General features: G+C 64.9%; 33 protein-coding genes. 17 read left to right on the forward strand and 16 right to left on the reverse strand.

Features of this window, described 5'->3' with window-relative positions:
- The first annotated feature begins 82 nt into the window (after nt 1-82).
- From GJV26_RS04955 to GJV26_RS04980, 6 genes are all read left to right on the forward strand, one after another.
- Nucleotides 83-1,567 (forward strand): DEAD/DEAH box helicase, encoded by a 1,485-nt coding sequence (locus GJV26_RS04955; protein ID WP_155707857.1) that lies wholly within the window; start codon nt 83-85, stop codon nt 1,565-1,567.
- Nucleotides 1,568-1,775: 208 nt separating this feature from the next.
- Entirely contained in the window at nt 1,776-2,594 is an 819-nt protein-coding gene (gene otnI, locus GJV26_RS04960) for a 2-oxo-tetronate isomerase (protein WP_155707858.1), read from the forward strand.
- Between the two features lie 93 nt (nt 2,595-2,687).
- Nucleotides 2,688-3,599, forward strand: a complete 912-nt coding sequence (locus GJV26_RS04965) for a hypothetical protein (protein ID WP_189442109.1) — start codon at nt 2,688-2,690, stop codon at nt 3,597-3,599.
- Entirely contained in the window at nt 3,596-4,090 is a 495-nt protein-coding gene (locus GJV26_RS04970) for a hypothetical protein (protein WP_229419175.1), read from the forward strand. Before GJV26_RS04965 ends, GJV26_RS04970 begins: the two co-directional genes overlap by 4 nt.
- Nucleotides 4,087-4,467: a TraR/DksA family transcriptional regulator gene (locus GJV26_RS04975; protein WP_155707859.1), complete on the forward strand. Its 381-nt coding sequence runs from the start codon at nt 4,087-4,089 to the stop codon at nt 4,465-4,467. The genes GJV26_RS04970 and GJV26_RS04975 overlap by 4 nt, the downstream gene beginning before the upstream one ends.
- A gap of 52 nt (nt 4,468-4,519) precedes the next feature.
- Nucleotides 4,520-5,428, forward strand: coding sequence for a universal stress protein (locus tag GJV26_RS04980; RefSeq protein WP_155707860.1), 909 nt, complete (start codon nt 4,520-4,522; stop codon nt 5,426-5,428).
- Nucleotides 5,429-5,517: 89 nt separating this feature from the next.
- On the opposite strand, the gene GJV26_RS04985 is transcribed toward GJV26_RS04980, so the two are convergent.
- The 5 genes from GJV26_RS04985 to GJV26_RS05005 all read right to left on the reverse strand — a co-directional run bounded on the left by GJV26_RS04985 (nt 5,518) and on the right by GJV26_RS05005 (nt 9,619).
- Entirely contained in the window at nt 5,518-5,871 is a 354-nt protein-coding gene (locus tag GJV26_RS04985; RefSeq protein WP_155707861.1) for a hypothetical protein, read from the reverse strand.
- 42 nt (nt 5,872-5,913) lie between these two features.
- A complete protein-coding gene (locus GJV26_RS04990) occupies nt 5,914-6,465 on the reverse strand; it encodes a glycine zipper domain-containing protein (protein ID WP_155707862.1) in 552 nt (183 codons plus the stop codon).
- Nucleotides 6,466-6,658: 193 nt separating this feature from the next.
- On the reverse strand, nt 6,659-7,954 hold the full coding sequence (locus tag GJV26_RS04995) for an ATP-binding protein (RefSeq protein WP_155707863.1): 1,296 nt from the start codon (nt 7,952-7,954) through the stop codon (nt 6,659-6,661).
- Entirely contained in the window at nt 7,954-8,847 is an 894-nt protein-coding gene (locus GJV26_RS05000; RefSeq protein ID WP_155707864.1) for a M90 family metallopeptidase, read from the reverse strand. The genes GJV26_RS04995 and GJV26_RS05000 overlap by 1 nt, the downstream gene beginning before the upstream one ends.
- Before the next feature lie 199 nt (nt 8,848-9,046).
- Nucleotides 9,047-9,619, reverse strand: coding sequence for a winged helix-turn-helix domain-containing protein (locus GJV26_RS05005; protein ID WP_173346323.1), 573 nt, complete (start codon nt 9,617-9,619; stop codon nt 9,047-9,049).
- Between the two features lie 302 nt (nt 9,620-9,921).
- Between GJV26_RS05005 and GJV26_RS05010 the strand changes: the two genes are divergently transcribed.
- The 3 genes from GJV26_RS05010 to GJV26_RS05020 all read left to right on the forward strand — a co-directional run bounded on the left by GJV26_RS05010 (nt 9,922) and on the right by GJV26_RS05020 (nt 12,744).
- Nucleotides 9,922-10,188 (forward strand): hypothetical protein, encoded by a 267-nt coding sequence (locus GJV26_RS05010; protein ID WP_155707865.1) that lies wholly within the window; start codon nt 9,922-9,924, stop codon nt 10,186-10,188.
- A gap of 535 nt (nt 10,189-10,723) precedes the next feature.
- Complete coding sequence (locus tag GJV26_RS05015; RefSeq protein WP_189442111.1) at nt 10,724-11,758, forward strand: OmpA family protein; 1,035 nt, start codon at nt 10,724-10,726, stop codon at nt 11,756-11,758.
- 71 nt (nt 11,759-11,829) lie between these two features.
- Entirely contained in the window at nt 11,830-12,744 is a 915-nt protein-coding gene (locus GJV26_RS05020) for a YihY/virulence factor BrkB family protein (protein WP_155707866.1), read from the forward strand.
- 345 nt (nt 12,745-13,089) lie between these two features.
- Here the strand turns inward: GJV26_RS05020 and GJV26_RS05025 are convergent, their stop codons facing one another.
- The 3 genes from GJV26_RS05025 to GJV26_RS05035 all read right to left on the reverse strand — a co-directional run bounded on the left by GJV26_RS05025 (nt 13,090) and on the right by GJV26_RS05035 (nt 15,495).
- Entirely contained in the window at nt 13,090-14,208 is a 1,119-nt protein-coding gene (locus GJV26_RS05025; protein WP_371866444.1) for an AI-2E family transporter, read from the reverse strand.
- A gap of 169 nt (nt 14,209-14,377) precedes the next feature.
- Nucleotides 14,378-14,692, reverse strand: coding sequence for a BON domain-containing protein (locus GJV26_RS05030; RefSeq protein WP_155707868.1), 315 nt, complete (start codon nt 14,690-14,692; stop codon nt 14,378-14,380).
- A gap of 74 nt (nt 14,693-14,766) precedes the next feature.
- The gene (locus tag GJV26_RS05035) at nt 14,767-15,495 is read right to left on the reverse strand and encodes a hypothetical protein (RefSeq protein WP_229419177.1); all 729 of its coding nucleotides are present in this window, start codon (nt 15,493-15,495) and stop codon (nt 14,767-14,769) included.
- Between GJV26_RS05035 and GJV26_RS05040 the strand changes: the two genes are divergently transcribed.
- The 3 genes from GJV26_RS05040 to GJV26_RS05050 all read left to right on the forward strand — a co-directional run bounded on the left by GJV26_RS05040 (nt 15,494) and on the right by GJV26_RS05050 (nt 16,716).
- Nucleotides 15,494-15,937, forward strand: coding sequence for an outer membrane lipoprotein (locus GJV26_RS05040; protein WP_155707869.1), 444 nt, complete (start codon nt 15,494-15,496; stop codon nt 15,935-15,937). The two genes, GJV26_RS05035 and GJV26_RS05040, sit on opposite strands and share 2 nt — an antisense overlap.
- Before the next feature lie 205 nt (nt 15,938-16,142).
- The gene (locus GJV26_RS05045) at nt 16,143-16,295 is read left to right on the forward strand and encodes a DUF3309 domain-containing protein (RefSeq protein WP_155707870.1); all 153 of its coding nucleotides are present in this window, start codon (nt 16,143-16,145) and stop codon (nt 16,293-16,295) included.
- Nucleotides 16,296-16,347: 52 nt separating this feature from the next.
- The gene (locus GJV26_RS05050) at nt 16,348-16,716 is read left to right on the forward strand and encodes a hypothetical protein (protein ID WP_155707871.1); all 369 of its coding nucleotides are present in this window, start codon (nt 16,348-16,350) and stop codon (nt 16,714-16,716) included.
- 42 nt (nt 16,717-16,758) lie between these two features.
- Here GJV26_RS05050 and GJV26_RS05055 read toward each other — a convergent pair whose 3' ends face one another.
- From GJV26_RS05055 to GJV26_RS05085, 7 genes are all read right to left on the reverse strand, one after another.
- Nucleotides 16,759-17,958 (reverse strand): patatin-like phospholipase family protein, encoded by a 1,200-nt coding sequence (locus GJV26_RS05055; protein WP_308807617.1) that lies wholly within the window; start codon nt 17,956-17,958, stop codon nt 16,759-16,761.
- Nucleotides 17,959-18,070: 112 nt separating this feature from the next.
- Entirely contained in the window at nt 18,071-18,454 is a 384-nt protein-coding gene (locus tag GJV26_RS05060; protein WP_155707872.1) for a hypothetical protein, read from the reverse strand.
- Nucleotides 18,455-18,464: 10 nt separating this feature from the next.
- Entirely contained in the window at nt 18,465-18,854 is a 390-nt protein-coding gene (locus GJV26_RS05065) for a phage holin family protein (protein ID WP_155707873.1), read from the reverse strand.
- Nucleotides 18,855-18,876: 22 nt separating this feature from the next.
- Entirely contained in the window at nt 18,877-19,179 is a 303-nt protein-coding gene (locus tag GJV26_RS05070; protein WP_130185460.1) for an ElaB/YgaM/YqjD family protein, read from the reverse strand.
- Between the two features lie 50 nt (nt 19,180-19,229).
- On the reverse strand, nt 19,230-19,766 hold the full coding sequence (locus GJV26_RS05075) for a ferritin-like domain-containing protein (protein WP_155707874.1): 537 nt from the start codon (nt 19,764-19,766) through the stop codon (nt 19,230-19,232).
- Between the two features lie 20 nt (nt 19,767-19,786).
- The gene (locus tag GJV26_RS05080) at nt 19,787-20,677 is read right to left on the reverse strand and encodes an OmpA family protein (protein ID WP_155707875.1); all 891 of its coding nucleotides are present in this window, start codon (nt 20,675-20,677) and stop codon (nt 19,787-19,789) included.
- A 12-nt stretch (nt 20,678-20,689) separates the two neighbouring features.
- Nucleotides 20,690-21,061, reverse strand: a complete 372-nt coding sequence (locus tag GJV26_RS05085) for a DUF4398 domain-containing protein (RefSeq protein WP_155707876.1) — start codon at nt 21,059-21,061, stop codon at nt 20,690-20,692.
- A gap of 279 nt (nt 21,062-21,340) precedes the next feature.
- Here GJV26_RS05085 and GJV26_RS05090 point away from each other — a divergent pair, with 279 nt between their 5' ends.
- Together GJV26_RS05090 and GJV26_RS05095 are read left to right on the forward strand one after the other, a co-directional pair.
- Nucleotides 21,341-21,652 (forward strand): BON domain-containing protein, encoded by a 312-nt coding sequence (locus GJV26_RS05090; RefSeq protein ID WP_155707877.1) that lies wholly within the window; start codon nt 21,341-21,343, stop codon nt 21,650-21,652.
- 45 nt (nt 21,653-21,697) lie between these two features.
- Nucleotides 21,698-21,922, forward strand: coding sequence for a YMGG-like glycine zipper-containing protein (locus tag GJV26_RS05095; protein ID WP_189442113.1), 225 nt, complete (start codon nt 21,698-21,700; stop codon nt 21,920-21,922).
- Between the two features lie 111 nt (nt 21,923-22,033).
- On the opposite strand, the gene GJV26_RS05100 is transcribed toward GJV26_RS05095, so the two are convergent.
- A complete protein-coding gene (locus GJV26_RS05100) occupies nt 22,034-22,780 on the reverse strand; it encodes a Crp/Fnr family transcriptional regulator (protein WP_155707879.1) in 747 nt (248 codons plus the stop codon).
- A gap of 157 nt (nt 22,781-22,937) precedes the next feature.
- Between GJV26_RS05100 and GJV26_RS05105 the strand changes: the two genes are divergently transcribed.
- The 3 genes from GJV26_RS05105 to GJV26_RS05115 all read left to right on the forward strand — a co-directional run bounded on the left by GJV26_RS05105 (nt 22,938) and on the right by GJV26_RS05115 (nt 24,438).
- Nucleotides 22,938-23,726, forward strand: a complete 789-nt coding sequence (locus GJV26_RS05105) for a glycine zipper 2TM domain-containing protein (protein ID WP_155707880.1) — start codon at nt 22,938-22,940, stop codon at nt 23,724-23,726.
- A 130-nt stretch (nt 23,727-23,856) separates the two neighbouring features.
- Nucleotides 23,857-24,189, forward strand: coding sequence for a hypothetical protein (locus tag GJV26_RS05110; RefSeq protein ID WP_155707881.1), 333 nt, complete (start codon nt 23,857-23,859; stop codon nt 24,187-24,189).
- A gap of 102 nt (nt 24,190-24,291) precedes the next feature.
- Complete coding sequence (locus tag GJV26_RS05115; protein WP_121670992.1) at nt 24,292-24,438, forward strand: lmo0937 family membrane protein; 147 nt, start codon at nt 24,292-24,294, stop codon at nt 24,436-24,438.
- Nucleotides 24,439-24,583 lie beyond the last annotated feature (145 nt).

Below are 24,583 nucleotides of genomic sequence, written 5' to 3' on the forward strand. Positions count from 1 at the left end.
GAAATTGCCGACCAGTCCGGCCTCGCTATCATTCCATCCCTGCCTGTGACTGGCAAGGGGCTGTTTTTCTTCCAGAGCAACTATGTCTTTCACTGAACTCGGCTTGTCCGATGCGATCGTCCGCGCAGTAACCGAAGCCGGCTATACCGCACCGACACCCATCCAGACCCAGGCCATCCCGGCTGTCCTCAACGGCGGCGACCTGCTGGCCGGCGCCCAGACCGGCACCGGTAAAACGGCCGGCTTCACGCTGCCGATCCTGCACCGCCTGTCCACCGACACCGCCGGCGCCAAACTGGCCAATAACACGTCGACGCGTCCGATCCGTGCGCTGATCCTCACGCCGACCCGCGAACTGGCTGCCCAGGTCGAGGAATCGGTGCGCGTGTACGGCAAGTACACGAAGCTGAACTCGGCCGTGATCTTCGGCGGCGTGTCGATCAATCCGCAGATCAAGCTGCTCAAGCACGGCGTCGACATCCTCGTCGCCACGCCGGGCCGCCTGCTCGACCACATGCAGCAGGGCACGGTCAAGCTGGACCAGGTCGAGATCCTGATCCTGGACGAAGCCGACCGCATGCTGGACATGGGCTTCATCCGCGATATCCGCAAGGTGCTGGCCGCGCTGCCGCCCAAGCGCCAGAACCTGCTGTTCTCGGCCACGTTCTCCGACGAGATCAAGGCGCTGGCCGACGGCCTGCTGAACAAGCCCGCCACGATCGAAGTGGCGCGCCGCAACTCGACCGTGGAAATCATCGCGCAGAAGATCCACCCGGTCGACCGCGACAGGAAGCACCCGATGCTGTCGCACCTGATCCGCACGCACAAGTGGACCCAGGTGCTGGTGTTCACGCGCACCAAGCATGGCGCCAACAAGCTGGTGGAACAACTGGGCACGGACGGCATCAAGGCGATGGCGATCCACGGCAACAAGAGCCAGTCGGCGCGCACGCGCGCGCTGGCCGATTTCAAGGACAACTCGCTGCAGGTGCTGGTGGCGACCGATATCGCGGCGCGCGGCATCGACATCGACCAGCTGCCGCACGTGGTCAACTACGATCTGCCGAACGTGCCTGAAGACTATGTGCACCGGATCGGCCGCACCGGCCGCGCCGGCGCCACCGGCGAAGCCGTGTCGCTGGTCTGCGTGGACGAGCACGATATGTTGAAAGACATCGAAAAGCTCATCAAGCAGACGCTGCCGCGTGAAGTCATCGCCGGCTTCGAGCCGGATCCGACGGCCCGTGCGCAACCGATCCAGCTGCGCAGCGGCAATGGCCAGCACCGCAACCCGCGCGCCGGCAATGCCGGCGGCCGTGGCAATGCCGGCAACCCGGGCAATGGCGGTGGCCGCGGCAACGGCGGTAACGCAGGCGGCACCGGCAATGCCGGCGGCCGCGGCAAGCCGGCGGCGGCGCGTGCCGGCAATGGTGCCGCCGGTGCCGGTGGCAACCGCCCGGCTGCAGGTTCGGCTGCAACGCCGGCCCGCAGCGGCGCACCCCGCGGCGGCCAGCGCCCTGGCGGTCCGGCGCCCACCCGCTCCGGCGGCGGCGGTCGCGGCCGTTGATCGTTGCCCGTTGATGGCAGCGCGCCGCCATGGCGCGCTGCCATCAGACGCCGCCATTCACGCTGCGTTCGCGATATCCACATCATCGCGGTGCCTTGACCGCGATGCTGGCGGCCGAGGGCAAAATGGTGCATTATTGCCAATCTTGCCCGCAATTGCTACAGTAGTGGCTATCCTCAGAGTAGCCGCACCAACAGAGTAGCCGCCCATGCCGAAGTTCGCCGCCAACCTTACCCTGCTTTTTACGGAAGTACCGTTCCTGGACCGGTTCGCCGCCGCGCGCGCGGCTGGCTTCGATGCCGTGGAATGCCAGTTTCCGTATGAGTACAATCCCGCCGAAATCCGGCGCAGGCTCGACGACAACGGCCTGCGCATGGTGCTGCACAACCTGCATGCGGGCGACTGGCAGGCCGGCGAACGCGGCCTGGCATGCGATCCGCGCCTGCACCGCCAGTTCCGCGACAGCGTCAAGCAGGCGCTCGACTATGCGACGCTGCTCGACGTGCCGCAGCTGCATTGCCTGGCCGGCGTGGTACCGCCGGGCATGGATCTGCGCCGCGTGCGCGAAAGCTACCTCTATAACCTGGAATACGCTGCCAACATGTGCCGGCCGCGCGGCATCCGCCTGCTGATCGAGCCGATCAACACGATCGACATTCCCGGCTATTTCCTGTCGCGTACCGAACAGGCGCTGGACATCATCGCCGCATGCGACAGCGACAACGTCTTCCTGCAGTCGGACATCTATCACATGCACAGCATGGGCGAGGACGTGACGGCGCTGCTGCGGCGGGCGCTGCCGCACATCCGCCACGTGCAGCTGGCCGATGCGCCCGGCCGAAATGAACCGGGCACCGGCGAGATCGATTATCCCCATGTGTTCGCGCTGCTGGAAGAACTGGGCTACGACGGCTGGATCGGCTGCGAATACCGGCCGCTCGCGGGCACCGTTGCCGGCCTGCAGTGGCGCGATGGCCCCGCCATCGGCGGTGTGCCGCCGGCAAACCGGCTGAACCCCGCCGCCTGAGTTCCATTCCCGAGTTCGCCTGTTTGCGTTTGCGCAAACAGCGGCAATTCTGCAGGCGCAAGATGTTCGTTCCGCTCACGACACGGAAAGATCATGCGCCTGTCATCGCCGCCCCTTTCGTCCCCGCCGCTTCCTTCCCTGCTCCGTCCCTGCCCGCATTCATTGCCCGCCGGGCGCTCCCTTCCCCTGCTGTTGCTGCCGACGCTGCCGATGCTGCTGATGCTGGCCGTGCTGCTGTCCGGTTGCGCCGGCAACGCCCGCCTGAAGGAAGCGCGCGCATTCGCCGCCGAGGCACCCAAGCTGAACGGTTATGTCGAATTGAGCCAGCGTTACCGCGACACCTACCAGCGTGAGAAACCTTACCTGAGCCCGGCCGCCGGCCAGCGCGAACAGGCGATCGATGCCCGGCGCCGCGCGGCCTATCCCGACCTGGTGGCGATCCATGAAGCGGTCGTCGCCTACCTGCGCACGCTGGGCAGGCTGGCCGGCGGCGACCGCTTCGACGCGGGCGACCAGATCAAGGATGTGGCGAAAGGCATCAAGGCCTGGCCCGATACCGGCCTGACCGACCGCCACGTGAATGCGGTATCGGGCCTGGCGCGCGTGCTCGCCCGCGTGACGACCGGCCGTGCCCAGGACCAGGCCGTGCAGGACATGCTGCGCGATGGCTATGAGCCGCTGCGCGACTTGCTCGACGCGATGAGCACCGTGCTGCGCTATTACGACAAGCAGCACGACAACGAGCAGGGCATCGTGATCGGCATGCTGGAAACGGAAATCCCGTTTGCCGACCAGCCGAGGGACCGACTGCTGGCCGCGCTGGCGAAGTCGCACAAACAGGAAAAGCTGGACGAATACCGGCTGCTGGGCCGGCGCCATACGCTGGCGGCCGGGCAGGTGCAGGCGATCCGCGAGCGCCACGAAGCGCTGTACCGCGACCTCGTTCCGGCCGCGCCGCAAGCCACGGCGCGCGTCGCCGTCAACGAGGCAGGAGGCACGCAATGACCACCGCCAGCAACGCCATGGCCACGGCAGACGGCGACATCGAAGCGCTGGCCGACAGCCTGACCGACAACGCCGATGCGCTGCACAGGCGCATCATGGCCGCGATTCGCAAGAAGGATGCCGCCACCGGGCAGGCCATCACGCATGCCGAAGCGCAGGCGTTGTTCGAGCAGGAGATCGCGCTGCGCCAGCAGGCCAACGCGCTGTATGCGGATGCCACGAAATCCGCTGTCGCCGGGCTGGCGATCCCGGTACGCGAGCTGCTCGACCTGGCCGCCCGCGCCCGCGAGCGGATCCGGCGCATCGACCGCGCCAAGGAACTGGCCGGCATCGCCGCGGCGCTGCTCAACGCGGCGGCGGCGATTGCCGCGCTCAGGCCGGAGGGCCTGGCGCCCGCGCTGGAAGATCTAAAGGAGCACGTGCAGGCGTTGCCGGAAACCGGCAAGCCGGCCTCCCGCGCGTCGGGCGGCAGGCATACAATGGATTCATGAACATCCTGACATCCGACCAGCTTGCGGCATTGCAGGCGTCGCTCGAGCAGCGCAGGCTCACGCTGCTGCGGCAAGCCGCCGGCCGCCCGAACAGCGAGTTCAGCCGTACGCCGGCAGTCGAGGAAATCGAAACCTCGCCGGCAGACAGCGCCAGCAACCGCACGCTGAACCAGCTTGAAGCGGAAGCGGACGAGCTCCGGCTGGCGCAGCTGTCGTCCATCCGCCACGCGCTCGCCAAGTTCGACAGCGGCGAAAACGGTGCTTATGGCGAGTGCGAAAGCTGCGGCGAACCGATCGGCTACTCCCGCCTCGAAGCGCGCCCCGAAGCCCGCTTCTGCATCGCCTGCCAGACGCGGCTCGAGCAGCAGCGGCGCTGAAATTCCCCGATCCGTGCGCGGCGCCTCCGCCACACCGGCCTATAATTGCCTCATGGGCTACAAGACGATTCTCGTACACGTTGATGAAGCGCCCCACGCGCCGGCGCGGGTGCTGATGGCGGCCGAGCTGGCGCTGCAGCATGGCGCGCATGTGATCGGCGTGGCACTGACCGGGGTGTCGCGCTTCCTGTATCACAACGAGATGGTCGACGACGACGATCCCAACCTGGCGCAGCACCTCGATGTGTTGCGCGAACGTGCACGCGGCGCGCTGGCCGACTTCGCTCCACAGCTCCGCGCGCTGGGCTTGCACAGTTTCGAGGAACGCGTGCTGGACGACGAACCCGGCGCCGGGCTCGCGCTGGTGGCGCGCCATGCCGACCTGGCCATCGTCGGCCAGGCGGTGCCGGATCAACGGGGCACGGGCCCGTCGGCATTTCCGGCCGAAGTGCTCACCGAATCGGGCTGCCCGGTGCTGGTGGTGCCGCACACGGCGCGCCCGCGCGGCTCCATATCCGTTACCCCGTCCGGCATCGCCAGCCCGGGCGCCCCGGCCCCCGGCCGGCACGTGCTGATCGCCTGGAATGCCAGCAAGGAAGCGGCGCGCGCGGTACGCGAGGCGCTGCCGTTGCTGGCGCGGGCCGAGCAGGTCACGCTGGCGATCGTCGATGCCGATCTGCGGCCGGCGGCGTTCGGCGACACGCCGGGCGAGGATGTACTGGCCTGGCTGGGCCGCCATGGCATCGAAGCCGACGTGGTCATGTCGCAAACGCCGCGCCAGGGTTTGCTGAAACGCCCGGGCGACGTTGGCGAGGCGCTGCTGGCGCTGGCGGAGGAACGCGGCGGCGATCTCATCGTGCTCGGCGCCTACGGCCACTCGCGCTTCCGCGAAACGCTGCTGGGCGGCGTTACCCGCACCGTGCTGGAAACGATGACGGTGCCGGTGCTGATGGCGCACTGAGGACAGGCCGGGGGCGCGCCGCCGACCCTGAATTTTCAGTCCTGCGCGGTCCGTTCGGCGTCGTCAGTCCCGCGCCGTCCGTCCGGCTTTCACTCCTGCCACTGCTGGTCGCGGATCTTCGCCACCTGGCGCTGGGCCATCCACTGCCACAGCTGCAACGCATCTTCCTTTCCCGCCGACATGCTGCGCGGGCTGGCCAGCGCGATCTCGCAATCGCGGTCGGACCATTCCTCGAACCGGATCGCGCCGCCGCGCACCACCTCCAACTGGTACATCAGCCCGTCGTCGTAGCCGAACCGCAACACCGCGGACGGGGCGCCGCCATCCGCCCCCGCCCCGTCGCCTTCGTAGATTTCCGACAGCGCCGCCGCCAGCTGCGCGTCGGTCGGCGCCGGCACGTTTCGGCCGTCCGGCCTGGTGAGTTCCATCCATGCGTGTGTCATTCACGCTCTCCAGAAGATTGTGGACCAGGCGCCGCCGTGCCGTCAGCCGATACGCCGCGGCAGCGACAGCGGATCGAAGTCTTTCCAGTCGCCACCGGCGATCGTGCCTTCGGCGCGCTCGATATCGCCCGCGCCGAGGTTGCGCAGCACCTGCACGGCCGGCCCTTCATTGCCGTCCGGTACGGCCACAGCGATCATCATGCCGGCCTTGCGCGGCGCGACGGCATTCTGGCCGCCCTGTTCGGCCTCGCCCTTGTCCTTCATGTGCGAGAAGCTGTACAGTGAACCGACGTGCGCGCCGACCAGGCCGCCCACGATCGGGCCGACCGGGCCCGTTACCGGCGCCGTGGCCGCACCGATCGCCGCGCCGATGGCGCCACCCGTCGCGGCGCCCTTGGCCAGCCCTTCGGGCGTATCCTTGGCGCCGGGCGACAGCTGGCGGTCCCCGCCGATCGCGAGCATGTCGTGCTGGCCGGGCTGGTTGACGTAGAAGGCGCTTATGCCGTCGTCCGGATAGCCCGCATCGCGCAGGGCCTGGCGTGCGCCGTCGACCTGCTCCTGCAACTGGAAATGACCGGCGATGATGATCGTCATGATTGTTATCTCCTGCATGAATTGGACGCACTCAGCTTGCCGCGCCCGCCGCCGTGTTTCCGTTCGTTGACGCACATAGCCCCGTGCAAGGGAGGTATCGCCTGTCGAGACTTTTTGCGCATGGGTAGCCGGCCATGCCGTCACCCCGGCCGCCGATGGACCGGCCGTGGCGCCTGCGCCGATCGCCGCGCTGTCAGATGTCGCCGGCGCCTCGACGTGGCGGCCGCTGCGGCAGCCAGACGGTGAATGCGGTGCCTTCGCCCGGTTGCGAGCGCACGTCGATGCGCCCGCCGTGACGGTGGATGATGCCGTAGGAGAGCGACAGCCCGAGCCCCGTGCCGCTGCCGACCGGCTTGGTCGTGAAGAACGGCTCGAAGATGCGGGTCAGGTGTTCCGGGGCGATGCCGGCGCCCGTATCGGCGAACTCGACCCAAACCCAGCTCCCCTGCACGCCGGTGCGGATGTGAAGGATGCCACGCTCGGCGATCGCCTGCCCGGCGTTGACGATCAGGTTCATGAACACCTGGTTCAGCTGCGAGGCACGGCATTCCACGAGCGGCAGCTTGCCGTATTCCTTCACCACCGTGACCTTGTACTTCAGTTCGTTGGCAACGATATTCAGCGTGCTGTCCAGCCCGCGGTGCAGGTCGGCGAACTGCCATTCCGTTTCGCCCACGTGGGAAAACTCGCGCAGCGCCTGCACGATCTCCTTCACGCGCCGCAGGCCGTCGATCGATTCGCTGACCAGCGACGCCACGTCGCCGCGCACGAAATCCAGGTCGGCCGCCACCCGCACCGGCGCCATTCGTGCCAGCAATTCCGGGTGGCCGGCGATCGCGTCGTCGTAGGCGTCGATCAGGTCCACAAGCGTGCCGACATACCCTTGCAGCGACCCCATGTTGGAATTGACGAAGCCGATCGGATTGTTGATCTCGTGCGCGATGCCGGCCGCGAGCTGGCCGACCGACGCCATTTTCTCGGCCTGCAGCAACTGCTCGTGCGCTTCGCGCAGCTTGCCGATCAGCTGCTGCTGCTCGATACCCTTGGCCGTCAGCGCCTCCTCCATCGCCTTGCGGTCGGTGATGTCGGTCAGCGCGCCGATCACCTCCAGCGGCCGCCCGGCCGCATCGCGGACCAGGCGCAGCGTATCGTGCACCCACAGCCAGCGGTCGTCGGCCGTGCGAAAGCGGTACTCATACACACGCTGGCCTTCGGTAAATACCTGCGCCAGGCTTTCGACGATGCGCGGCTTGTCGTCCGGGTGGATGTGGTCGAACCAGAAGTTCGGATCCGCCAGCATGTCTTCCGGCCGGTAGCCCAGCATGTTGAACGCGTTATTGCTGACGAACGTCATCTTGAAGTCGCCGCTGGGCACCGTGCAATAGATCAGCGCCGGCGTGTTGTCGATCAGGTATTGCAGCCGGGTTGGCGGCGCGGACTCGGACCGGACCCCGGCGGCGGGCGAGGCATCGAATTCCTCGAAATGCATTACCAGCTGGCCCACGCGAACGAGCGGTTCGAGGGAACGGCCGGCACGACCGCGGGCGGCTCCGGTTCCACCGGCGGCTGGTCGAGCCATTCGCGCGGATCGACACGGTAATACTTCGACAGCTCGTCGTACAGGGCCGGGTGCCGCTGCGCGAGCTGCCAGGGCTTGCCGAAGAACGCCTCGGTGGCGACGGCAAAGAACTCGGCCGGGCTGGTGGCGCCGTAGTGATCCAGCACGCTGTCCTGGCTGCCCAGCCAGGCGGCGCGGCGCAGGTGTTCGTAGTCCCGGGCCAGCACTTCGGACCAGCTGCGGTAGTTTTCCCGGCTCCCCAGGTACGGCGCCCCGTTGGTGTGGCCCGCTTCGCTGTCGAGCTGGTGCGCGAATTCATGCAGCACCACGTTCTGGCCGTTCCAGGCCAGTGCGCCCCGCTCCGCGTCTTCCCACGACAGCACCACGCGGCCATCCTCCCAGGATTCGCCCAGCATCGTCTGGCGGAACGGCGTGACGACGCCGCCCGGACCCACGTCCTGCCGCGCGGCGGCGAAGGCGCCGGGATACAGGAGGATCGTGCGCAGCGACGGATACACGCCGCCATGACGGTTGAGCAGCAGAACGCAAGCCTGGCCGGCAATCGCCACGCGCATCTCGTCCGTGACGTCGAGGCCGGCACAGCCGACAAATTTTTTCTGATGCAGGAATTGTTTTACGTGCCGCTGCAACCTCTCCTGCAGCGCGGGGCCGAGGCGGTCGTGGATCGGAACATAACGCCGCAGCGCCGCAAGGTCAGCGGCAGGAAGGGGCCGGGACAGCGCCCGGCGCAAAGTCCAGCGCGGATACAGGAATGGCGCTGCAACAGCCAGCGCCACGAGTGTCAAACCGAGCAATGCATCCATTTTTGCCGTCCATAACGAAACTTGTCCGCCACAGATGGGGAGTGTTGCCGACAATTCAATCGACTGCCCAATCGACTGCGCCATCGCGTGCGCCATGGTGCGTGCAATTCGGGGCACAATTCACTGCGCTGAACGGCGCGCAATCAACTGTGCCATGAACTGCACCGTGCCGGCAACGGCACACTGCCCTTCAATTGCCTTACTGTTGTGCCTTCTGCAGCGATTGCGGCGCGCCGAACAGGGCGGCAACCAGTGGATCGCGGGTAACCGGGCCGCGGTTCACGCGGATGGCATAATGGGTATCGTCCGCCAGGATATGGAAGTGGCGGCCGCTGCCGGCCATGCTCTGCTCGCGCAGGCTCGGACGTTCCTTGCGCGGCGGCGAGCCTTCGCGCTTCGGCTGGGCGATCGCGGCCAGGAAGGCCTGCACGCGCTCGGCATCCGGGGTCAGGCGGTACACGGCCTTGCCCAGGTAGGTTGCGGTGCCTTCGATATAGCGGGCCAGTTCGATCACGCCGGCTTCGCGCAGGTCGCGGATGTATTTACGGGCGCCGGACGGGGAGAATTTCAGGAACCACGCAATTTCGTCGGCCAGCATTTCATGCTGCTGCAGCTCGCCGATCAGCTTTTGCATGTTTTCGATGCGGCGCAGTGTTGCGGAAGTGGACCGTACGCGTTCGATTGGCGCCAGCGACAATGCCTTGCGCTCGGTTCCCGGACCCGGACGCTCCACCAGCGCCAGGCGCGGCTTGGCAACGGGCTGGGAGGCCATCACATCGCTGTTCGACAGGTCGTGAGAATCTCTGATTGCGTGCATTTGAACACTCCTTATAACGGTAGCCGGTTTGCGCCGTGTAGGGTCACTGCGCAGTGTTGTCATTCATTGGTGTCCAGATTGCCGTTATGCGTTCGACAAGTCTGTGCGGCAACGAACACAAAATGGTTTAAAGGTTAAAGCCACTCCCCTGTGGTTTGACAACCACGCATGCCGCCTGAATGTGCGCTTACGAACAGTTCGCCCATGCCGCGTTGTGTAAAGTGCATGCTGGACCAACCCTAAGAGAGGACACACCCATGAAATACTCCATCCTGCTGGCGGCCATCACCGCTCTGAGCTTGTCCGCCTGTAACAAGACTGAAAACACCGTGCCGGCAACGGATACGACGGCGCCAGCCGTAACGGCTCCGGCCGTTACCGAACCGGCGGCACCTGCCACGCCGGCCCCGGCCGATACGACGACCACGCCGCCGCCTGCCGACGCCACCACCACGCCGCCTCCTGCGGACGGTGCAGCGCCAGCCGGCACCACCCCGCCGGCAACGGGCACCACGACGCAGTAACGGGCTCGCGCGACGGCAGTTTGCTGCAGTCGCGCAAGTTCGAGACATGACGGCGGCCAGATGCTTCAGGGACGCCATGGGCGGGTGCCAGTTCGGCACCCGCCTGCATTTCCAGAGTCTTCCCTTGCCGTATTGTCTTTTCCGCATTCGCCTGTCGGCCAGCAGACCATGCGACGCGGTGGCTCATCTGTAGCCTATTGATCGGATCGATAGCGATCTGATGGGAATTTCGTGGAATGCCCCCTTGCTTGCGCAATTTGTTTGTATGCGCCCGCACCCGATTGTTTTACGCCGGCCCATCCCATTGGACGGAAGAAAGGCGATTCGGTTCCTGTGGTAACATTACAACATATTTAATCAACGCAAGTTTATTGTGCGGTAGCGCACCGAAGAATTGGTTCTCCGCAGCATAAACTTGACGTATCAGCAATCACATATGCCGCCATTGAAAGAAGAGCATGCTTGATCACCGGTGGCGACTTCTTTCAATATTGCTGTTTAGTAAAATTTCTTCCAACGCATCAGGAGTCAATCTGTGAATAAATCCAACAAGATCGCAATCGCCGCAGCCCTGCTGTGCGCTTCCTTTGCCGCCTCGGCGCAGGATACCGTCATCAATCCGAACTGGTACATCCAGCCGAGCGTGAACGCAATGAAGCCCGACTCCGACTGGGCAACCGACAAGACCGGCTATGGCGGCGGCCTGAAGTTCGGTAAACCGATCTCGGAAAACTGGGATATCCAGGTGGGTTACACCTACGCCCGCTCCAGCGAGAATGGCGCGCGCTACCAGCAAGAAACGCTGGGTGCCGACTTCCTGTACCTGTTCTCGCGTAAGACGTTCCGTCCGTTCGTGCTGGTTGGCCTCGGCGCCCAGCGCGACAAGGAAAACCAGTTCCGCAGCCTGGCTGAACCGCACCGCACGTCGCCGTACGTGTCGGCCGGCCTGGGTTTCCAGTCCGTCATCAACGACCGCTGGTCGTTCCAGGCGGACGTGCGTAGCGTCTACGGCTTCATCGGCAGCGACGACTTCCGTCACGACCGCTCGAACAACGTCTACGCGACCGTGGGCTTCAACTATGCGCTGGGCCCGACGCCTCAGCCGCCGGCACCGCCAGCCCCACCGGCACCAGTGGTCGAACCACCGGCACCGGTAACGCCGCCACCACCGCCACCACCGCCAGCACGCTTCGAGAAAGTGTCGATGTCGGCCACCGAACTGTTCGAGTTCAACAGCGCCAAGCTGCGCGGCGACCAGCCGAAACTGGATGACGTGGCACGCGTGCTGAACGAGAACCCGAGCCTGACCGGCATCACGATCAGCGGCCACACCGACCGTATCGGTTCGGACAAGTACAACCAGACGCTGTCCGAGAAACGTGCCGCCGCCGCCAAGGAATACCTGGTTGGCAAGGGCATCGCCGCCGACCGCCTGACCACCGAAGGCAAGGGTGAATCCCAGCCGATCGTGCAGTGCGATAACAAGAAGCGCGCCGACCTGATCAAGTGCCTGGAACCGAACCGCCGCGTTGAAGTCGAGCAAATCACCATCGAACGTCGCGTGAACTAAGCACAAGCTGAGTATTCACTGACGTTACAAAAAAGGGGCTTCGGCCCCTTTTTGTTTATACGGAGCTAAAAATGAACTGGAGAAAGTTTCCTCACGTCGCCAAGAAGATTCCCAGCCTGCTGTACTGCGCGCTGATGGAATGGTTCGATCACCGCGGCAGCAGCAAGGGTGCGGCGCTGGCGTTCTATACCCTGTTCTCGCTGGCGCCGATCCTGGTGCTCGTCATCGCGATTGCCGGCATCTTTTACGGCAAGGAAGCGGCCCAGGGTGAACTGTTCACCCAGCTGCGCGGGATGGTCGGCGCACAGGGCGCGGAAGCGATCCAGCTGATCCTCGCCGGCGCGCACAACGAGGAAGAAGGCAAGATCGCCACGATCATCGCCGGCGCCCTGCTGCTGTTCGGCGCCACCAGTGTGTTCGCCGAACTCAAGACCAGCCTGGACGAGATCTGGCAGCTGCCGCCGGTGACCGAGAACACCGTATGGGACACGATCCGCACCCGCCTGCTGTCGTTCGGCCTGGTGCTGTCGCTGGGGTTCCTGCTGTTGACATCGCTGGTCGTCAGCGCCGCGCTGGAAATCTTCGAGCGGTTCTGGAATCGCTACTGGCCGGATGCGACGATGATCGTGTCGGTCCTGAACCAGAGCATCAGCTTCCTCGTGATCGCCACGATGTTCGGCGTGATCTACAAGCTGCTGCCGCGCATCCAGCTGACCTGGCCGGACGTCATCATCGGCGCGCTGGGCACCGCGGTGATGTTCATGATCGGCAAGTTCGGTATCGGCGCGTACATCGGCAACAGCGGCGTGGCCAGCAGCTTCGGCGCCGCCGGCTCCACGATCGCCCTGCTGCTGTGGGTGTATTACTCGGCGCAGATCTTCTTCCTGGGCGCCGAATTCGCCCGGCAATACGCACTGCAGATCGGCAGCCTGAAGCACCATCCGCGCGATGAGCAGGGCAAGTTGAAGGTCGCGGGGAAGAAGTAACTACCCTGCCCGCGTTGCATGCCAGTCCCCTGGTGTCAGGCACCAGGGGGTCAGGCAGCTACCGTTCAGGCCGTGTCACATTGGTGCCAGGCACCAGGGGGACATGCAGCTACCGTTCAGGCCATGTCACATTGGTGCCAGGCACTAGGGGGACATGCAGCTACCGCCCAGGCCGTGTCACATTGGTGCCAGGCACCAGGGGGACGGGCAGCTACCGACCAAGCCGTGTCACATTGGTGCCAGGCACCAGGGGGACATGCAGCTACCGCCCAGGCCCTGTCACATTGGTGTCAGGCACCAGGGGACTGGCAGCGGTGATACGAGCTCATCTTCAGCAACGACACCCTACTCGCCGAGCAGCTCCGCCACGACTTCCATCCCCTCCACCCGCTCGGCCACGACCTTGACGATCACGATCACGGGCACCCCGAGCAGCAGGCCCCATACGCCCCACAGCCAGCCCCAGAACAGCAGGCTGACGAACACGGCGGCGGCGTTCATGCGGGCGATGCGGCCGGTCATCCAGGTGGTCACGAAGGTGCCGACCAGCGTGGCGATGCCAAGCGAAGCGCTTGTAACGAGCAGCACCATCTGCAGCGATTCGAACTGCAGGAACGCCACCAGGCCGGTGGCGCTGGTGATCAGCAGCGGGCCGAAATACGGCATGATGTGCAGCAGGCCGGCCACGATGGCCCAGGCACCGGCGTTTTCCAGGCCGATGGCGCGCAGTGCGATCCACATCAGGAACGCGAGCAGCACGTTGGTAACCAGCAGCATGAACATGTAGGCCTGGATCGACGTGTTGATGTCTTCCAGGATATGGACGGTGATTTTCTTTTTCGACAGCGACGGGCCGGTGAGCTTGACCAGCTTGCGCTTGAACGTGTCGCCCGACAGCAGCAGGAAGAACACGAGGAAGATCACCATCGTGCCCTGGCTGAGGAAGCCGACCAGCCCGCGCGCGCTGACCCAGACCCAATCCATCACGCGGATGCCGCCGGCGGATGCCCCGGCGGCGCTGGCGGTCGCGACCTCCTGCTGCCGCCCGCCGGTGACGGCCACCACGGCTTCCTGCTGCCGTTTCGCCGCGCGGCGCGCGCTGCTGCCCGCGGTGGCCTGCTCGATCTCGTTGGCCACGGCCTGGATGCGCGACAGCGCACTGGTGCCCGAACCGGTGGTGGAGGCCAGCAGCCGGGAAAGCTTATGGGTGATCGTCGGGAGTTCTTCGACAATGTTCTGGAATTCGCCGTGCACCTTGTCGATGACGACGATGGCGCCGCCGAAGATCGCGGCGGTCACGAGCGTGGCACCGATGATGCGCTTGATGCGGATGCGTTCCAGCCAGTTGACGAGGGGATTGAGCGTGTAGGCGATGAAAATCCCCAATAACAGGGGAACGAGGAAATTCTTGCCCCACTGGAGCGCGTACAGGAAGGCGACAGTGGCGATGATGCCCAGTGCCATCCCTTTCGCATGCACGTGCATTGGGAGTTGCAGTTTGGACGCGTGCTCGCCGCCGTCCACTGATACGGGTTCAGCCGGCGGGGCCGGCTGTTGGGAAACGATATGCGGACGGTCCATCCTTGCGCCGCGGCCGGTGCCGATCCGGTGGGACGGACCGGCCGCGTTCCGGTTACTTGACGCGGATATCGTTCTTGACCGACTTCACGCCCTTCACGCCGCGGGCGATTTCGCCGGCCTTGGTGATGTCGCCTGGCTGGGCCACGAAACCGGACAGCTGCACGGTACCCTTGAAGGTTTCCACGTTGATTTCGGTGGCTTTCAGGGTCGGCTCGTTGAAGATGGACGACTTCACCTTGGTGGTGATGACAGCGTCGTCGACATATTCGCCGGTACCTTCCTTGGTGGCCGAGCCGGCGCAGCCGACAACGGTCATCATGGTGGCGGCGGCGAATACGGCGGTGGCGATTTTCTGAGCGATCTTCATATGATTCTCCTTCTTCGTGTGGTCAAAATGCCCGGGAACGAGCTTGGGTCCAGCGATTACGAATCAATAACCGATCAGTAACCGAACTGGGATTTCGCAGCCGAGACACACTGGTCTTTGGCCGTGCCGGCCAGGGCGTCGCATTTTTCCGCGGCGACCTTGTACTCGGCGATTCGTTTATCTTCTCGCGCATCGCTGCGCGCCTCGATGACTTTCTTGTCAGCCTTCGCATCGGCCAGCGCTGTGGTGCGGCTGGCTTTTGCCCGCTCCACGCACACATCGCGCTCATTGCCGGTCAACGCGGCGCAACGGGCACGGTCCAGCGCGAAGTCGGCATTGGCGATATCCACCCGCGCCTTCGTGTAGGCCCGCAACGTGTTGCGGTACTGTGCCGTGGCATCGGCATCGGCGCGAACCCGCGCGGCCTTTGCCTCGGCGATGCAGACATCCTTCGGGTTGCCCGCGATGCCGTCACAGCGGCTACGCGCAGCCTTGTACTCGGCCGCCGCGGCAGCCTTGGCATTCTCATACAGCGCTTTTGCTTCCGGTGTGGCCGCCGTGGCGGCGGCACTCATGCACAGGAGCAGCGCGGCGATCCAGCCCGTCTTCATGCTCTTGGCTCCATGCTTGTTTTCCATGCATGCAGTGTGCCCCAAACTGACTCCACGTTCTGTACGCTGGCGTACATTGGGTGCAACTTTTACAACAAATAGCCACTCGACGGGACAGGGTGCGGCATCGCACAGACCCCTGCCGCGCAGCAGGACTAATCTGGCGTCACATCTTTCGGGAGGACTGAACATGAAACCCACTCACGCCTTGAGCGCAGCAATGGTCGTGGTCTCACTGCTGACTGCGGGCTGCGCCAGCAATTACCCCACGGGCACCAACTATTCGACCCAGGCCGATTCTTCCACCTACGGCACGATCGAGAATATCCAGGTCGTGCGCGTGGATCCCGCCACCAGCGGTGCCGGCGCGGTAGCCGGCGGCCTGGTCGGTGCCCTGGTCGGCAACCAGATCGGTTCGGGCGGCGGCCGTACGGCGGCCACGGCGGCCGGCGCGATCGGCGGCGCCGTCGTCGGCAACCAGATCGAATCGAACCGCAATGCCCCGCATGACATGTACCAGATCAGCATCCGCCTCGACAACGGCGATTACCGCACCGTGAACCAGGACAGCGCATATGACCTGCGCGTGGGCAGCCGGGTGCGCATGGTCGACGGGCGCGTGTATCGGTATTGATGCCCGGTATTGATGCCCGGTATTGATGCCCGGTATTGATGCCCGGTATTGATGCCAGGAATAAATGCCCGTCTTCATTCGCGTCATCGCGGCGCGTTACGGGTTTGCAACATAAGACGCGGTTGCGATGCAGTGCGTCGTGCGCGGCGCGTTTGTTCCCGAGTGCCACGATTCACACCAATCTAAAATTTATAAGGAGTACCCCATGGGCACCATTCTCTTGATCATTCTGGTTCTCGTCCTCATCGGCGCACTGCCGACCTGGCCGCACAGCAAGAACTGGGGTTATGCCCCGAGCGGGCTGGCTGGCCTGATCGTGGTGGTCCTGCTGATCATGTTGTTGACAGGCAGGCTGTAACGCAGCAGACGGGGCGCCGCAAGCGCCCCGTTTTCATTCCAGGAGCCATCCCATGAAAAAGATCATAAGCGGCATCCTGCTGGCCGCCAGCCTTGGCATCGCCGCCGGCGCCGCCTGTGCACAGAGCACGCCGCAAGGCGTGGCGCAACACCAGCAACGGGAAATCGCCCGCGGCGAACCGGCACGCTGGCTGAAGGACGACGGTACCATGCAGGCCCAGCTCGCCACCAAGCGCAAGGAAATCGGCGCGGCACTGAACGAAGCGCTGAACGATTGCAGGAAAGCGGCAGCGGGCGAGCGCGCCGGCTGCGTGCGGCAGGCGCGCGAAACCTACCGGCAGGACATGGCCAACGTGAAGGAACTGGTGGCGCAGTCGAACACGATGGGCGGCGTACACGAAACCGCCGGCCCGTCGGAATAAGGGCCGCGGATACATGCGCAAAGCCGGCGCCGGGCCTTGCGTTCAGCGTGCCGGCTCCTTGGCGCCCAGCGGCAGCTGCACCGCGCCGGTGGCCGGCGAATCGGGCAGCGGCGGCAGTTCGTGCACCACCAGCGGCGTATCTTCCGAAACGAAGGCGAGCCAGCCGGCCGCGCCGATCGCGCGCTGCGCATCGGCATAACCCTGGCTCCAGCGCCATTGCACGGAGCCCTGCGAAAAATTGATGTCCTTGAGCGGCATGTGCCAGTCGTGGCCGGCATACGGTATGCGCACCACGTGCAGCGTCGTGTCGCAACCGAGATCGGCCAGGTCGCGCGCATGTTGCGCGGTGTGCTGCTGCGGCGGCATCGATGCATACAGCTCGCGCAGCTTTTGCTGCAACCGCCGCACTTTCACGTAATCGTCCAGGTGGCGCTGCGAGCGCGATGCGAACGTCACGTCTTTCTGCCGTGTCTGTACTTCTTCGAGCGTATCGGGTTCCGGCCCCTGCGCGCTCCACAGGTCGACCATGAAGCACAGCGTGTCGACCGGACGCCGGGTGTCGTCGAGCACGGTCTGCAGCGGCGTGTTCGAGTACAGGCCGCCATCCCAGTACAGCTCGCCATCGATGCGCACGGCAGGGAAACCCGGCGGCAGCGCGCCGCTGGCGCGGATATGATCGGCGGTGATGCGGCCGGGGTCGAGGCTGTCGAAGCTGACGAGGTCGCCGTTCGCGACGCGCAGTGCGTTGACGGTCAGCCGCATGCCCTCCGGACTGTTCAGCACATCGAAGTCGACCAGTTCCTCGAGGGTGGCCGTCAGTTCATCCGTATCGTAATAGCTGGCCTGCTCGGCCGGCACCGACATGCCGAACGCGAATGGATTGAACGTGCGCGGGCGGAAGAAACCGCGCACGCCGGAAATCATCGCATGCAGCGTCGACAGGCGGATGTTCTGCCGGCGCTGGGCAGCCGTCATCCACTTCGGATCGTAAGGATCGCGTTGCGACATGCGCTGCCAGAACTCCCTGATGCGCCGCAGCCGGTCTTCCTGGCGATTGCCGGCCAGCAGCGCGGCATTGATCGCACCGATCGACGTGCCCACCACCCAGTCCGGCGCGAGCCCGTGTTCGTGCAGCGCCTCGTAGACGCCGGCCTGGTAAGCGCCCAGCGCTCCCCCGCCCTGCAACACCAGCACCACACGCATGCCGTTCGGGTTCAGCGGATGGCTGTCGGAATCGCTCAAGTCGCACCTCCGGGAATTGTTGAAGACATCGGCGATCATTGTAGCGCGTCGTTGCAAACCATAAAAAAACGCCGCGGATGTCCGCGGCGTTCCGTTGCGAAGCAGGCGCGCGTTACAGCGAACCGCTTTGCTTGCGCTTGTAGATCCATGCGCCAACCGCGGCCAGCACGGCGCCCACGCCGATGGCCGGTTTGACGAGGCGCTTGCGCGAGATGAACGAGCCCACCGACATGGCGATCGGCATGATCGTCTTGTAGTTGGCCAGCAGCGCGCCCGCGCCGCCCGCCGCCGCGGTACCGCCGATGACGCCGGCCAGGCGCGTCTGCACCGTGCCGACCGCCAGGTCGACCGCGCTATGCAACAGCACCTCGGGATGCAGGGCCTGCGCGATATTGTGCTTGCCGGCCAGTATGCCAAGACGGTACATCTCGCCTTCCTTGATCAGCCGGGCCTTCGTGGCGCCAAGCACGGCCTTGCGTTGTTCCTTGTCGCTCATCGCATTCCTTTCACAGCAGCATGTCGCGGTCGGCCTTGATTTCCGCCAGCGTCGCCGGCATCCCCAGGAAGCCGCCACGTATCAGCTTCATGGCCGATTTCACGAGGACGAACGCGAGCACGGCAAAGACCGCGGCAAGGATCAGCAGGATCTTCCAGCCCAGCGTTTCCCAGACAAGGAACACGAGCGTGGCGGTGCCGAAGGCGATTGCGAACCACGCGGCCAGGATGGCAAGTGCGAACAGCACCGCCAGCTTGACCAGGTGATCACGCACTTCCGACAGTTCCGCCAGCGCCAGTTCCACGCGGGACATGACGAGGCGCAGGGTGGTCTTGACGAGCCCGGACACCGAGCCTATCAGGCCGGGCGGGCGGGGCTCGGTGTGCTCGGAGTGTTCCATAGCGATTCCCAGTCCCGGGCGTTTATTTGCGGCCCAGGATCACGCCGGCCAGCAGGCCGATGCCGGCTGCGACGGCGATCGAGCGCCACGGATTTTCTTTCACATACACGTCGGTGGTGGCGGCGACCTGCTTGCCGGTTTCCACGGCCTTGACTTGTGCGTCCTGCGCCTTGGCCAGTGCCGAATCCAGCGCGCGCATGCCGCGGCCGCGCAGTTCTTCCGCTTTTTCACCAGTCAGTGCGGTGGCGGCAGTGAACAGGGCTTGGGCGTCTTTGACCAGGGTTTTGACGTCGTTGTTGACGGTACTGATATTATTTTCCAGCATGATATAAGCTCCTTTTCACAGTGATGAGTAACAACTTTACAACGGTAGGGTCATTCGAGCAAATCGCGCATATCGTCCGCGTGCTCTTCTTCTTCCGCCATGATCTTGACGAGCAGCGCCGTGGTGACCGGATCGGTGTCGCCGATCCTTTCGATCATCTGCCGGTAGGCTTCGATCGCCACGCGCTCGGCGATCAGATTCGCGCGCACCATCGATGCCACTTCCAGCGACTCGTCGTATTCGGCGTGGCTGCGTTCGTGCAGCGTGGCCGGGTTGTAGTCGGGCGCGCCATTGAGCTGCACGATGCGCTCGGCCAGCCAGTCCGCATGCTTTTCTTCCTCGCCGGCATGCTCGAGGAACTCGGCCTTCACCGCCGAGTTGTTCTTGCCGCTGACGGTGTAATAGTGCCGCTTGTAGCGGTTGATGCAGACGAGCTCGGTGGCAAGCGCGTCGTTCAGCATTTTCAGCACGGCTTCGCGGTCGCCCTTGTAGCCTGCCGTGACCGGGCCGTCCGACAGGTTCTGTGCGGCGGCGCGGATGGCCGCGGTATCGATACCGCTGGCCTGGGTGGGATTAATGTCGGACATGTTCATTCCTTAAATAAATTTCAGCGGCGTGCCTGGATCGGCTTGCCCGGCTCGGACAGCACGATCTCGACACGGCGGTTCAGCTGGCGGTCGCCCGCCGATTCGTTGCCGGCGACCGGATAGGCTTCGCCGTAGCCGCGCACATCGACGCGCGAACGGTCGATGCCCGCCTGCGCCAGCGCGCTGCGCACCGCTTCGGCGCGGCGCTGCGACAGTTGCAGGTTGTGGGCGGTGGAGCCGGTGCTGTCGGTGAAGCCTTCGATCAGCACGGTACGGTCGGTGTTTTCGCGCAGTACCGTGGCAAGCTTCTGCACGGTGGCCTGCCCGCCCGATGTCAGCACGGCCTGGTCGACATTGAACAGCACGTCGCCCAGCGTGATGATGGTGCCGCGCTCGGTCTGCTTGGCCTGCAGCTCGGCCAGCTGCGCCGCCAGTGCCTGGGTCTGCTGCTGCGCATTCTGCGTGGCCGCGTTGGCCTGTTCGGCGCGGGCACGTGCCGCTTCCGCTTCAGCCTGTGCCTGCTCGGCCGAGCGCTTGGCCGTTTCCGCCTCGACGGTGCGGGCTTCCAGGCGCACCTGGTCGCGCTGCTGCGACGCCTGCTTCAGGTCGACCTCGGCCTTGCGGGCCCGGGCCACTTCCTGCGCGGTGGCGATCTTCTGCTTGGCCACATAGGCCAGCTGGTCGATCTTCTCGGTGCTTTGCCGATCCGCCGCGGCGGCATTGGCGGCATTGAGCGCCTCGGTGGCGGCCTTGAATTCGGGGACGGCGTATTGGGTGACGGCGCTGTTGCTTTGCGCGGCGACGTGGTCGTTGCGCGCCTGGTCCAGCGTGCTGGTGGTCAGCGGTGCCGAGCTGCAGGCGGACAGGGCGATGGCTACCGACAGCAGTACGGGGATGAACTTGCTTTTCATGGGATCTGCTCCTTACTGTTTGTTGGCGCGGTCGAGTTCTTCGCGCAGCACGCGGACATTTTCCTGCACCTCGTTGGCGGCGCTGGTGGCCTTGGCCGACGTGGCCTTGCTCTGCGCCAGCTTGGCATCGGCCTGGGCTTGCTGGGCCAGGTCGGAGGCGAGCTTGTAATCCTTGTCGGCCAGCGCACGGCTGGCTTGCTGCAGTTTTTCGCGGGCGGCCAGCAATTCGGCCGGCGCCAGCTCGGCGGCGCCAGCCTGAGTGGCGTTTTCGACAGCGGCGCGGGAAACGGCCACGTCGGCGGTGGCCGGGGTTTTCTGGCTTGCGCAGGCCGACAGCAGGGCAGCGGTGGCTAACAGCATTGGCAGGGTGTAGCGAGGGCTCATTTCTTTTTCTCCTCAATTGGTAGAAATGTGAATTTGCAGAACGTAGTGAAGTTATAGCCGAACAAACAACATCCCATCGGTACGGTGCCGCACATATGGGAAAACCGCCTGCAATAGCGCTCTGAAAACGCGCATCCGTTACAAAAGTGAAGTCGACCGGCAATAACGTAACAAAGCGTTACTGCGTGCGTTCGCGAACAGTTCGGTATAAACCGTTTTCTTAAGCTTGCTTCATCGGTACGGCCATAGTGCCGCACCCTTTCACACGAGGAGCGAGCCATGAACAACCTGACTTCCCCCACCACCGTGCTGTCGGGCATGGTGCTGGCGATGCTGGTGGCCTGTGCGTCCACTGACATATCCACCCCCGCCAGCGTGGAGACGAGCGACAGCGTGCTGACCACCAGTGTGCGTTCCGGCCTGGCGAACCAGCCCGGCCTGAATCCCGCGGACATCATGGTGGAGGTCTACGACGGCGAAGTGCGCCTGTCGGGCTTCGCCGTCAGCCCTGCTGAAGCGGAAAAGGCCGTCGCGGCCGCGCGCAGCATCGGTGGCGTGAAAGTCGTCAGGAACGACCTGAAGGTCAAGTGACATGGCCGCTCCGGCATCCACGCCGCACAACCAATCAAGGAGAACATCATGAACATCAAGCAGATCGCAATGCGTGCCACCATCGTCGCTTCCGTACTGGGCCTGACGGCCTGCGCCAACATGTCGTCGCAGGACCGTAACACCGCGGTCGGCGCGGGCGTCGGCGCCGTGGCAGGCTCCGTGCTGTCCGGCGGCTCGGCCCTGGGCACCGTGGGCGGCGCGGCCGTTGGCGGCGTGATCGGCAACCAGGTCGACAAGCCCAACCGCTAAGTGATTCGGGCCTGGACGGGCCCGATCAGGCACCAACGACAACGGAGCCCGCGGGCTCCGTTTTTGCTGTCCTGATCCTTGCTGCCGGTGCCGCCCATGCAGGCGGGCGCCTCAGACGAACACCGTGCCCATGCCGATCGCGCCGTTTTCCTTGACCAGCTCGTAACAGCGGCAGGAGACGGCTTCCAGCCCGCTCGAATCGAGGATCTCGATGTTGCCGCGGCTGTAGGTGATCAGCCGCTGGTTCTGCAGCGCGCTGGCGGCCTTGGTGACACCGACGCGCCGCACGCCGAGCGCATGCGCGAGGAACTCGTGTGTAAGGTGGAATTTTTCCGATTGCAGCCGGTCGCGCGTGATCAGCAGCGAGCGCGCGAGCCGCGCTTCGAGCACGTGGAAGCGGCTGCACACGGCGATCTGGATCGCCTGTGCCAGCAGCGTGTCGGTATAGCGGTGCAGCAGGTGCTGCAGCGATTCCAGGCGGGAAAATTCGGCGCGGAAGTGGTCGGCGCGCATGCGCAGCGTGCTGCCGGCGCGCTGCACCACGGCGCGCACCTGCGCCTGCCGGTGACCGAGCGCGACGGAAGCGCCGAGCATGCCTTCGCGGCCCACGGAACCGACTTCCAGCGTCATCCTGCCTTCCGCCACGGCCAGCAGCGACACCAGCGCATCGATGGGAAAGTAGATGTAGGCGATCGCCTGTCCGGGTTCATACAGCACTTCGCCGACGTCGGCCTCGACCGTTTCGCACAGGGCTTCGAGTTGCGCCAGGTCGTCTTCCGGCAGGCTTGCCAGCAGACGGTTGCGCGCCGGCTGCAAGGTGGCGGAATTGTTGTGCGCGGTGTCAAAGTTCAGGTTCATGTTGGGCTGATTGGTTGGCATGTGCACATCTGGTAACAAGGTTAACTTTTTCTTACGAGAGTGTATGTACGGTGACGCACGGAACACCTGCCGGTGTGGCCGGACAATCGCTTCATCGTGCCGAACCGGCCGCCATAACCATAACCAGGACACCGTCATGAACCATCCCAGCACACCTCCAAGCAAGCACAACGTGCCTGCCATCTTCATCATCGCAGCCATCGTGCTGATCCTGTTCGGCGGCGTGGGCATCGCCGCGCTGATGGGCTGGCTCCCCTCCTCCTCGCAGGCCGGCCGGCCCGGGCAGCTGATGACGCCGCCGTCCGAACAGCTGGCCACCGCACCCGTGGTGCCGCCAACGCCGGCGACACAGTCGAGCCAATACGCTGCAGGCGCCGGCACGATCAATGGCGAACGCGCGAAGGATGTGACCACCTCGGGCAGCTCGGTCGGCGGCGCAAGCGGCGGCGGATCGGGCACGATCGCGGCACCCGTGGTGCCGGCCGAAGATGAACGCATCGCCGCCCCGGCGCGCGACAAGGCGCTGCAGCGCGAACGTGAACGCGAGCGCGCCCATGCCAAGGCCGGCGAGGCGAAGCGCGCCACCGCGGCCGTCTGCAACGAGTGCGGCATGGTCGAATCCGTCAAGGAAGGCAAGACGCGCGGCGAAGGCAGCGGCATGGGCGCGGCCGGCGGCGCGGTCGTGGGCGGCCTGCTGGGCCGCCAGGTGGGCGACGGCCGCGGCCGCGACCTGGCAACGATCGCCGGCGCGGTCGGCGGTGCCGTGGTCGGCAACCAGGTGGAGGGCAACCTGAAGGGCAAGCGCAACTATGAAGTGGTGGTGCGCATGCATGACGGCGAACTGCGCACGTTCTATACCGATTCGCCGGTATGGCGCGGCGGCGACCAGGTCAAGGTGGTCGAAGGCATTCTGCAATCGCGCTGAGCCGTTGTTGTACCGTCACAGCCCCGCCGCCGCGCGGGGCTTTTTTTCGCTTCGTGTGCCATCGAACAGAGCCGCCGGATTCGGGAACCCGACAATGAACCGAGCGCCATCGGGGCGCATGGAGAGCGATATGAGCAGGATGCTGTGGGTTTGTCTGGTCGCCGCGGGCTTGCTGCTGGCAAGGCTGGCATATGCCGAACTGGATGTGGCGGAAGCGACCGTGGCGGGACCGGGCACGGCCGATCTGCACGTAATCGGCTTGCATGCGGGCGCGCTTGCCACGGCGAACGGCACCTTGCCGGAGATCGTCATCCTGGTACTGCTGACGGCCGGGCTGCTGGCCGGACTGTTCGGCGTTGCCGGGCTGCTCGGCATGCTGGGCTGGATTCCGTTACCGCGCGCGCAGCGGCAATGCATGCCGGCAGCTCATGCGGCCACGGGAGCAATTAATGAAAAAATGTAAAGTTTGTACGGCAGCGTACAGAACCCGGAGGGGGTCGGTCGCATACTTGAACCCATGACGGCGTGAGCCCGATAACTAAACCCGAGACGAGAGGACACGATCATGCTTTATACCATTGCTGTAGTACTTATCATCCTGTGGCTGCTGGGTCTGGTGACCTCCTATACCATCGGCGGCTTCATCCATATCTTGCTGGTCGTCGCAGTGATCATGATCCTGCTGCGCCTGATCAGCGGACGAGGCCTGTAGCGTTGACGGGCACCATGGCGGCGCTGCATTTCGTGCAGCGCCGCTGTCGTTTCGAGGCGTGCTTTTCCCGAACCGCCGGCTCCTTCCACGGATCCGCGATCGAGGAGATAGAATGCGATGACAAGGAGGATAAAATCATGAACAT

This window comes from Pseudoduganella dura (assembly GCF_009727155.1).
GTDB classification, from domain to species: domain Bacteria; phylum Pseudomonadota; class Gammaproteobacteria; order Burkholderiales; family Burkholderiaceae_D; genus Rugamonas; species Rugamonas dura.

Coding starts and splice junctions, on each gene's coding strand:
- GJV26_RS05040 (WP_155707869.1), top strand. CDS start 15,494: ATGAAACCCACTCACGCCTTGAGCGCAGCAATGGTCGTGGTCTCACTG.
- GJV26_RS05035 (WP_229419177.1), bottom strand. CDS start 15,495: ATGTTCAGTCCTCCCGAAAGATGTGACGCCAGATTAGTCCTGCTGCGC.
- GJV26_RS05010 (WP_155707865.1), top strand. CDS start 9,922: ATGAAATACTCCATCCTGCTGGCGGCCATCACCGCTCTGAGCTTGTCC.
- GJV26_RS05005 (WP_173346323.1), bottom strand. CDS start 9,619: ATGGCCTCCCAGCCCGTTGCCAAGCCGCGCCTGGCGCTGGTGGAGCGT.
- GJV26_RS05080 (WP_155707875.1), bottom strand. CDS start 20,677: ATGAAAAGCAAGTTCATCCCCGTACTGCTGTCGGTAGCCATCGCCCTG.
- GJV26_RS05045 (WP_155707870.1), top strand. CDS start 16,143: ATGGGCACCATTCTCTTGATCATTCTGGTTCTCGTCCTCATCGGCGCA.
- otnI (WP_155707858.1), top strand. CDS start 1,776: ATGCCGAAGTTCGCCGCCAACCTTACCCTGCTTTTTACGGAAGTACCG.
- GJV26_RS05000 (WP_155707864.1), bottom strand. CDS start 8,847: ATGGATGCATTGCTCGGTTTGACACTCGTGGCGCTGGCTGTTGCAGCG.
- GJV26_RS05070 (WP_130185460.1), bottom strand. CDS start 19,179: ATGCTGGAAAATAATATCAGTACCGTCAACAACGACGTCAAAACCCTG.
- GJV26_RS04965 (WP_189442109.1), top strand. CDS start 2,688: ATGCGCCTGTCATCGCCGCCCCTTTCGTCCCCGCCGCTTCCTTCCCTG.
- GJV26_RS04985 (WP_155707861.1), bottom strand. CDS start 5,871: ATGACACACGCATGGATGGAACTCACCAGGCCGGACGGCCGAAACGTG.
- GJV26_RS05075 (WP_155707874.1), bottom strand. CDS start 19,766: ATGTCCGACATTAATCCCACCCAGGCCAGCGGTATCGATACCGCGGCC.
- GJV26_RS05030 (WP_155707868.1), bottom strand. CDS start 14,692: ATGAAGATCGCTCAGAAAATCGCCACCGCCGTATTCGCCGCCGCCACC.
- GJV26_RS04975 (WP_155707859.1), top strand. CDS start 4,087: ATGAACATCCTGACATCCGACCAGCTTGCGGCATTGCAGGCGTCGCTC.
- GJV26_RS05020 (WP_155707866.1), top strand. CDS start 11,830: ATGAACTGGAGAAAGTTTCCTCACGTCGCCAAGAAGATTCCCAGCCTG.
- GJV26_RS05065 (WP_155707873.1), bottom strand. CDS start 18,854: ATGGAACACTCCGAGCACACCGAGCCCCGCCCGCCCGGCCTGATAGGC.
- GJV26_RS05050 (WP_155707871.1), top strand. CDS start 16,348: ATGAAAAAGATCATAAGCGGCATCCTGCTGGCCGCCAGCCTTGGCATC.
- GJV26_RS05115 (WP_121670992.1), top strand. CDS start 24,292: ATGCTTTATACCATTGCTGTAGTACTTATCATCCTGTGGCTGCTGGGT.
- GJV26_RS04990 (WP_155707862.1), bottom strand. CDS start 6,465: ATGACGATCATCATCGCCGGTCATTTCCAGTTGCAGGAGCAGGTCGAC.
- GJV26_RS05025 (WP_371866444.1), bottom strand. CDS start 14,208: ATGGCACTGGGCATCATCGCCACTGTCGCCTTCCTGTACGCGCTCCAG.
- GJV26_RS04980 (WP_155707860.1), top strand. CDS start 4,520: ATGGGCTACAAGACGATTCTCGTACACGTTGATGAAGCGCCCCACGCG.
- GJV26_RS05110 (WP_155707881.1), top strand. CDS start 23,857: ATGAGCAGGATGCTGTGGGTTTGTCTGGTCGCCGCGGGCTTGCTGCTG.
- GJV26_RS04970 (WP_229419175.1), top strand. CDS start 3,596: ATGACCACCGCCAGCAACGCCATGGCCACGGCAGACGGCGACATCGAA.
- GJV26_RS04995 (WP_155707863.1), bottom strand. CDS start 7,954: ATGCATTTCGAGGAATTCGATGCCTCGCCCGCCGCCGGGGTCCGGTCC.
- GJV26_RS04955 (WP_155707857.1), top strand. CDS start 83: ATGTCTTTCACTGAACTCGGCTTGTCCGATGCGATCGTCCGCGCAGTA.
- GJV26_RS05085 (WP_155707876.1), bottom strand. CDS start 21,061: ATGAGCCCTCGCTACACCCTGCCAATGCTGTTAGCCACCGCTGCCCTG.
- GJV26_RS05105 (WP_155707880.1), top strand. CDS start 22,938: ATGAACCATCCCAGCACACCTCCAAGCAAGCACAACGTGCCTGCCATC.
- GJV26_RS05090 (WP_155707877.1), top strand. CDS start 21,341: ATGAACAACCTGACTTCCCCCACCACCGTGCTGTCGGGCATGGTGCTG.
- GJV26_RS05100 (WP_155707879.1), bottom strand. CDS start 22,780: ATGAACCTGAACTTTGACACCGCGCACAACAATTCCGCCACCTTGCAG.
- GJV26_RS05060 (WP_155707872.1), bottom strand. CDS start 18,454: ATGAGCGACAAGGAACAACGCAAGGCCGTGCTTGGCGCCACGAAGGCC.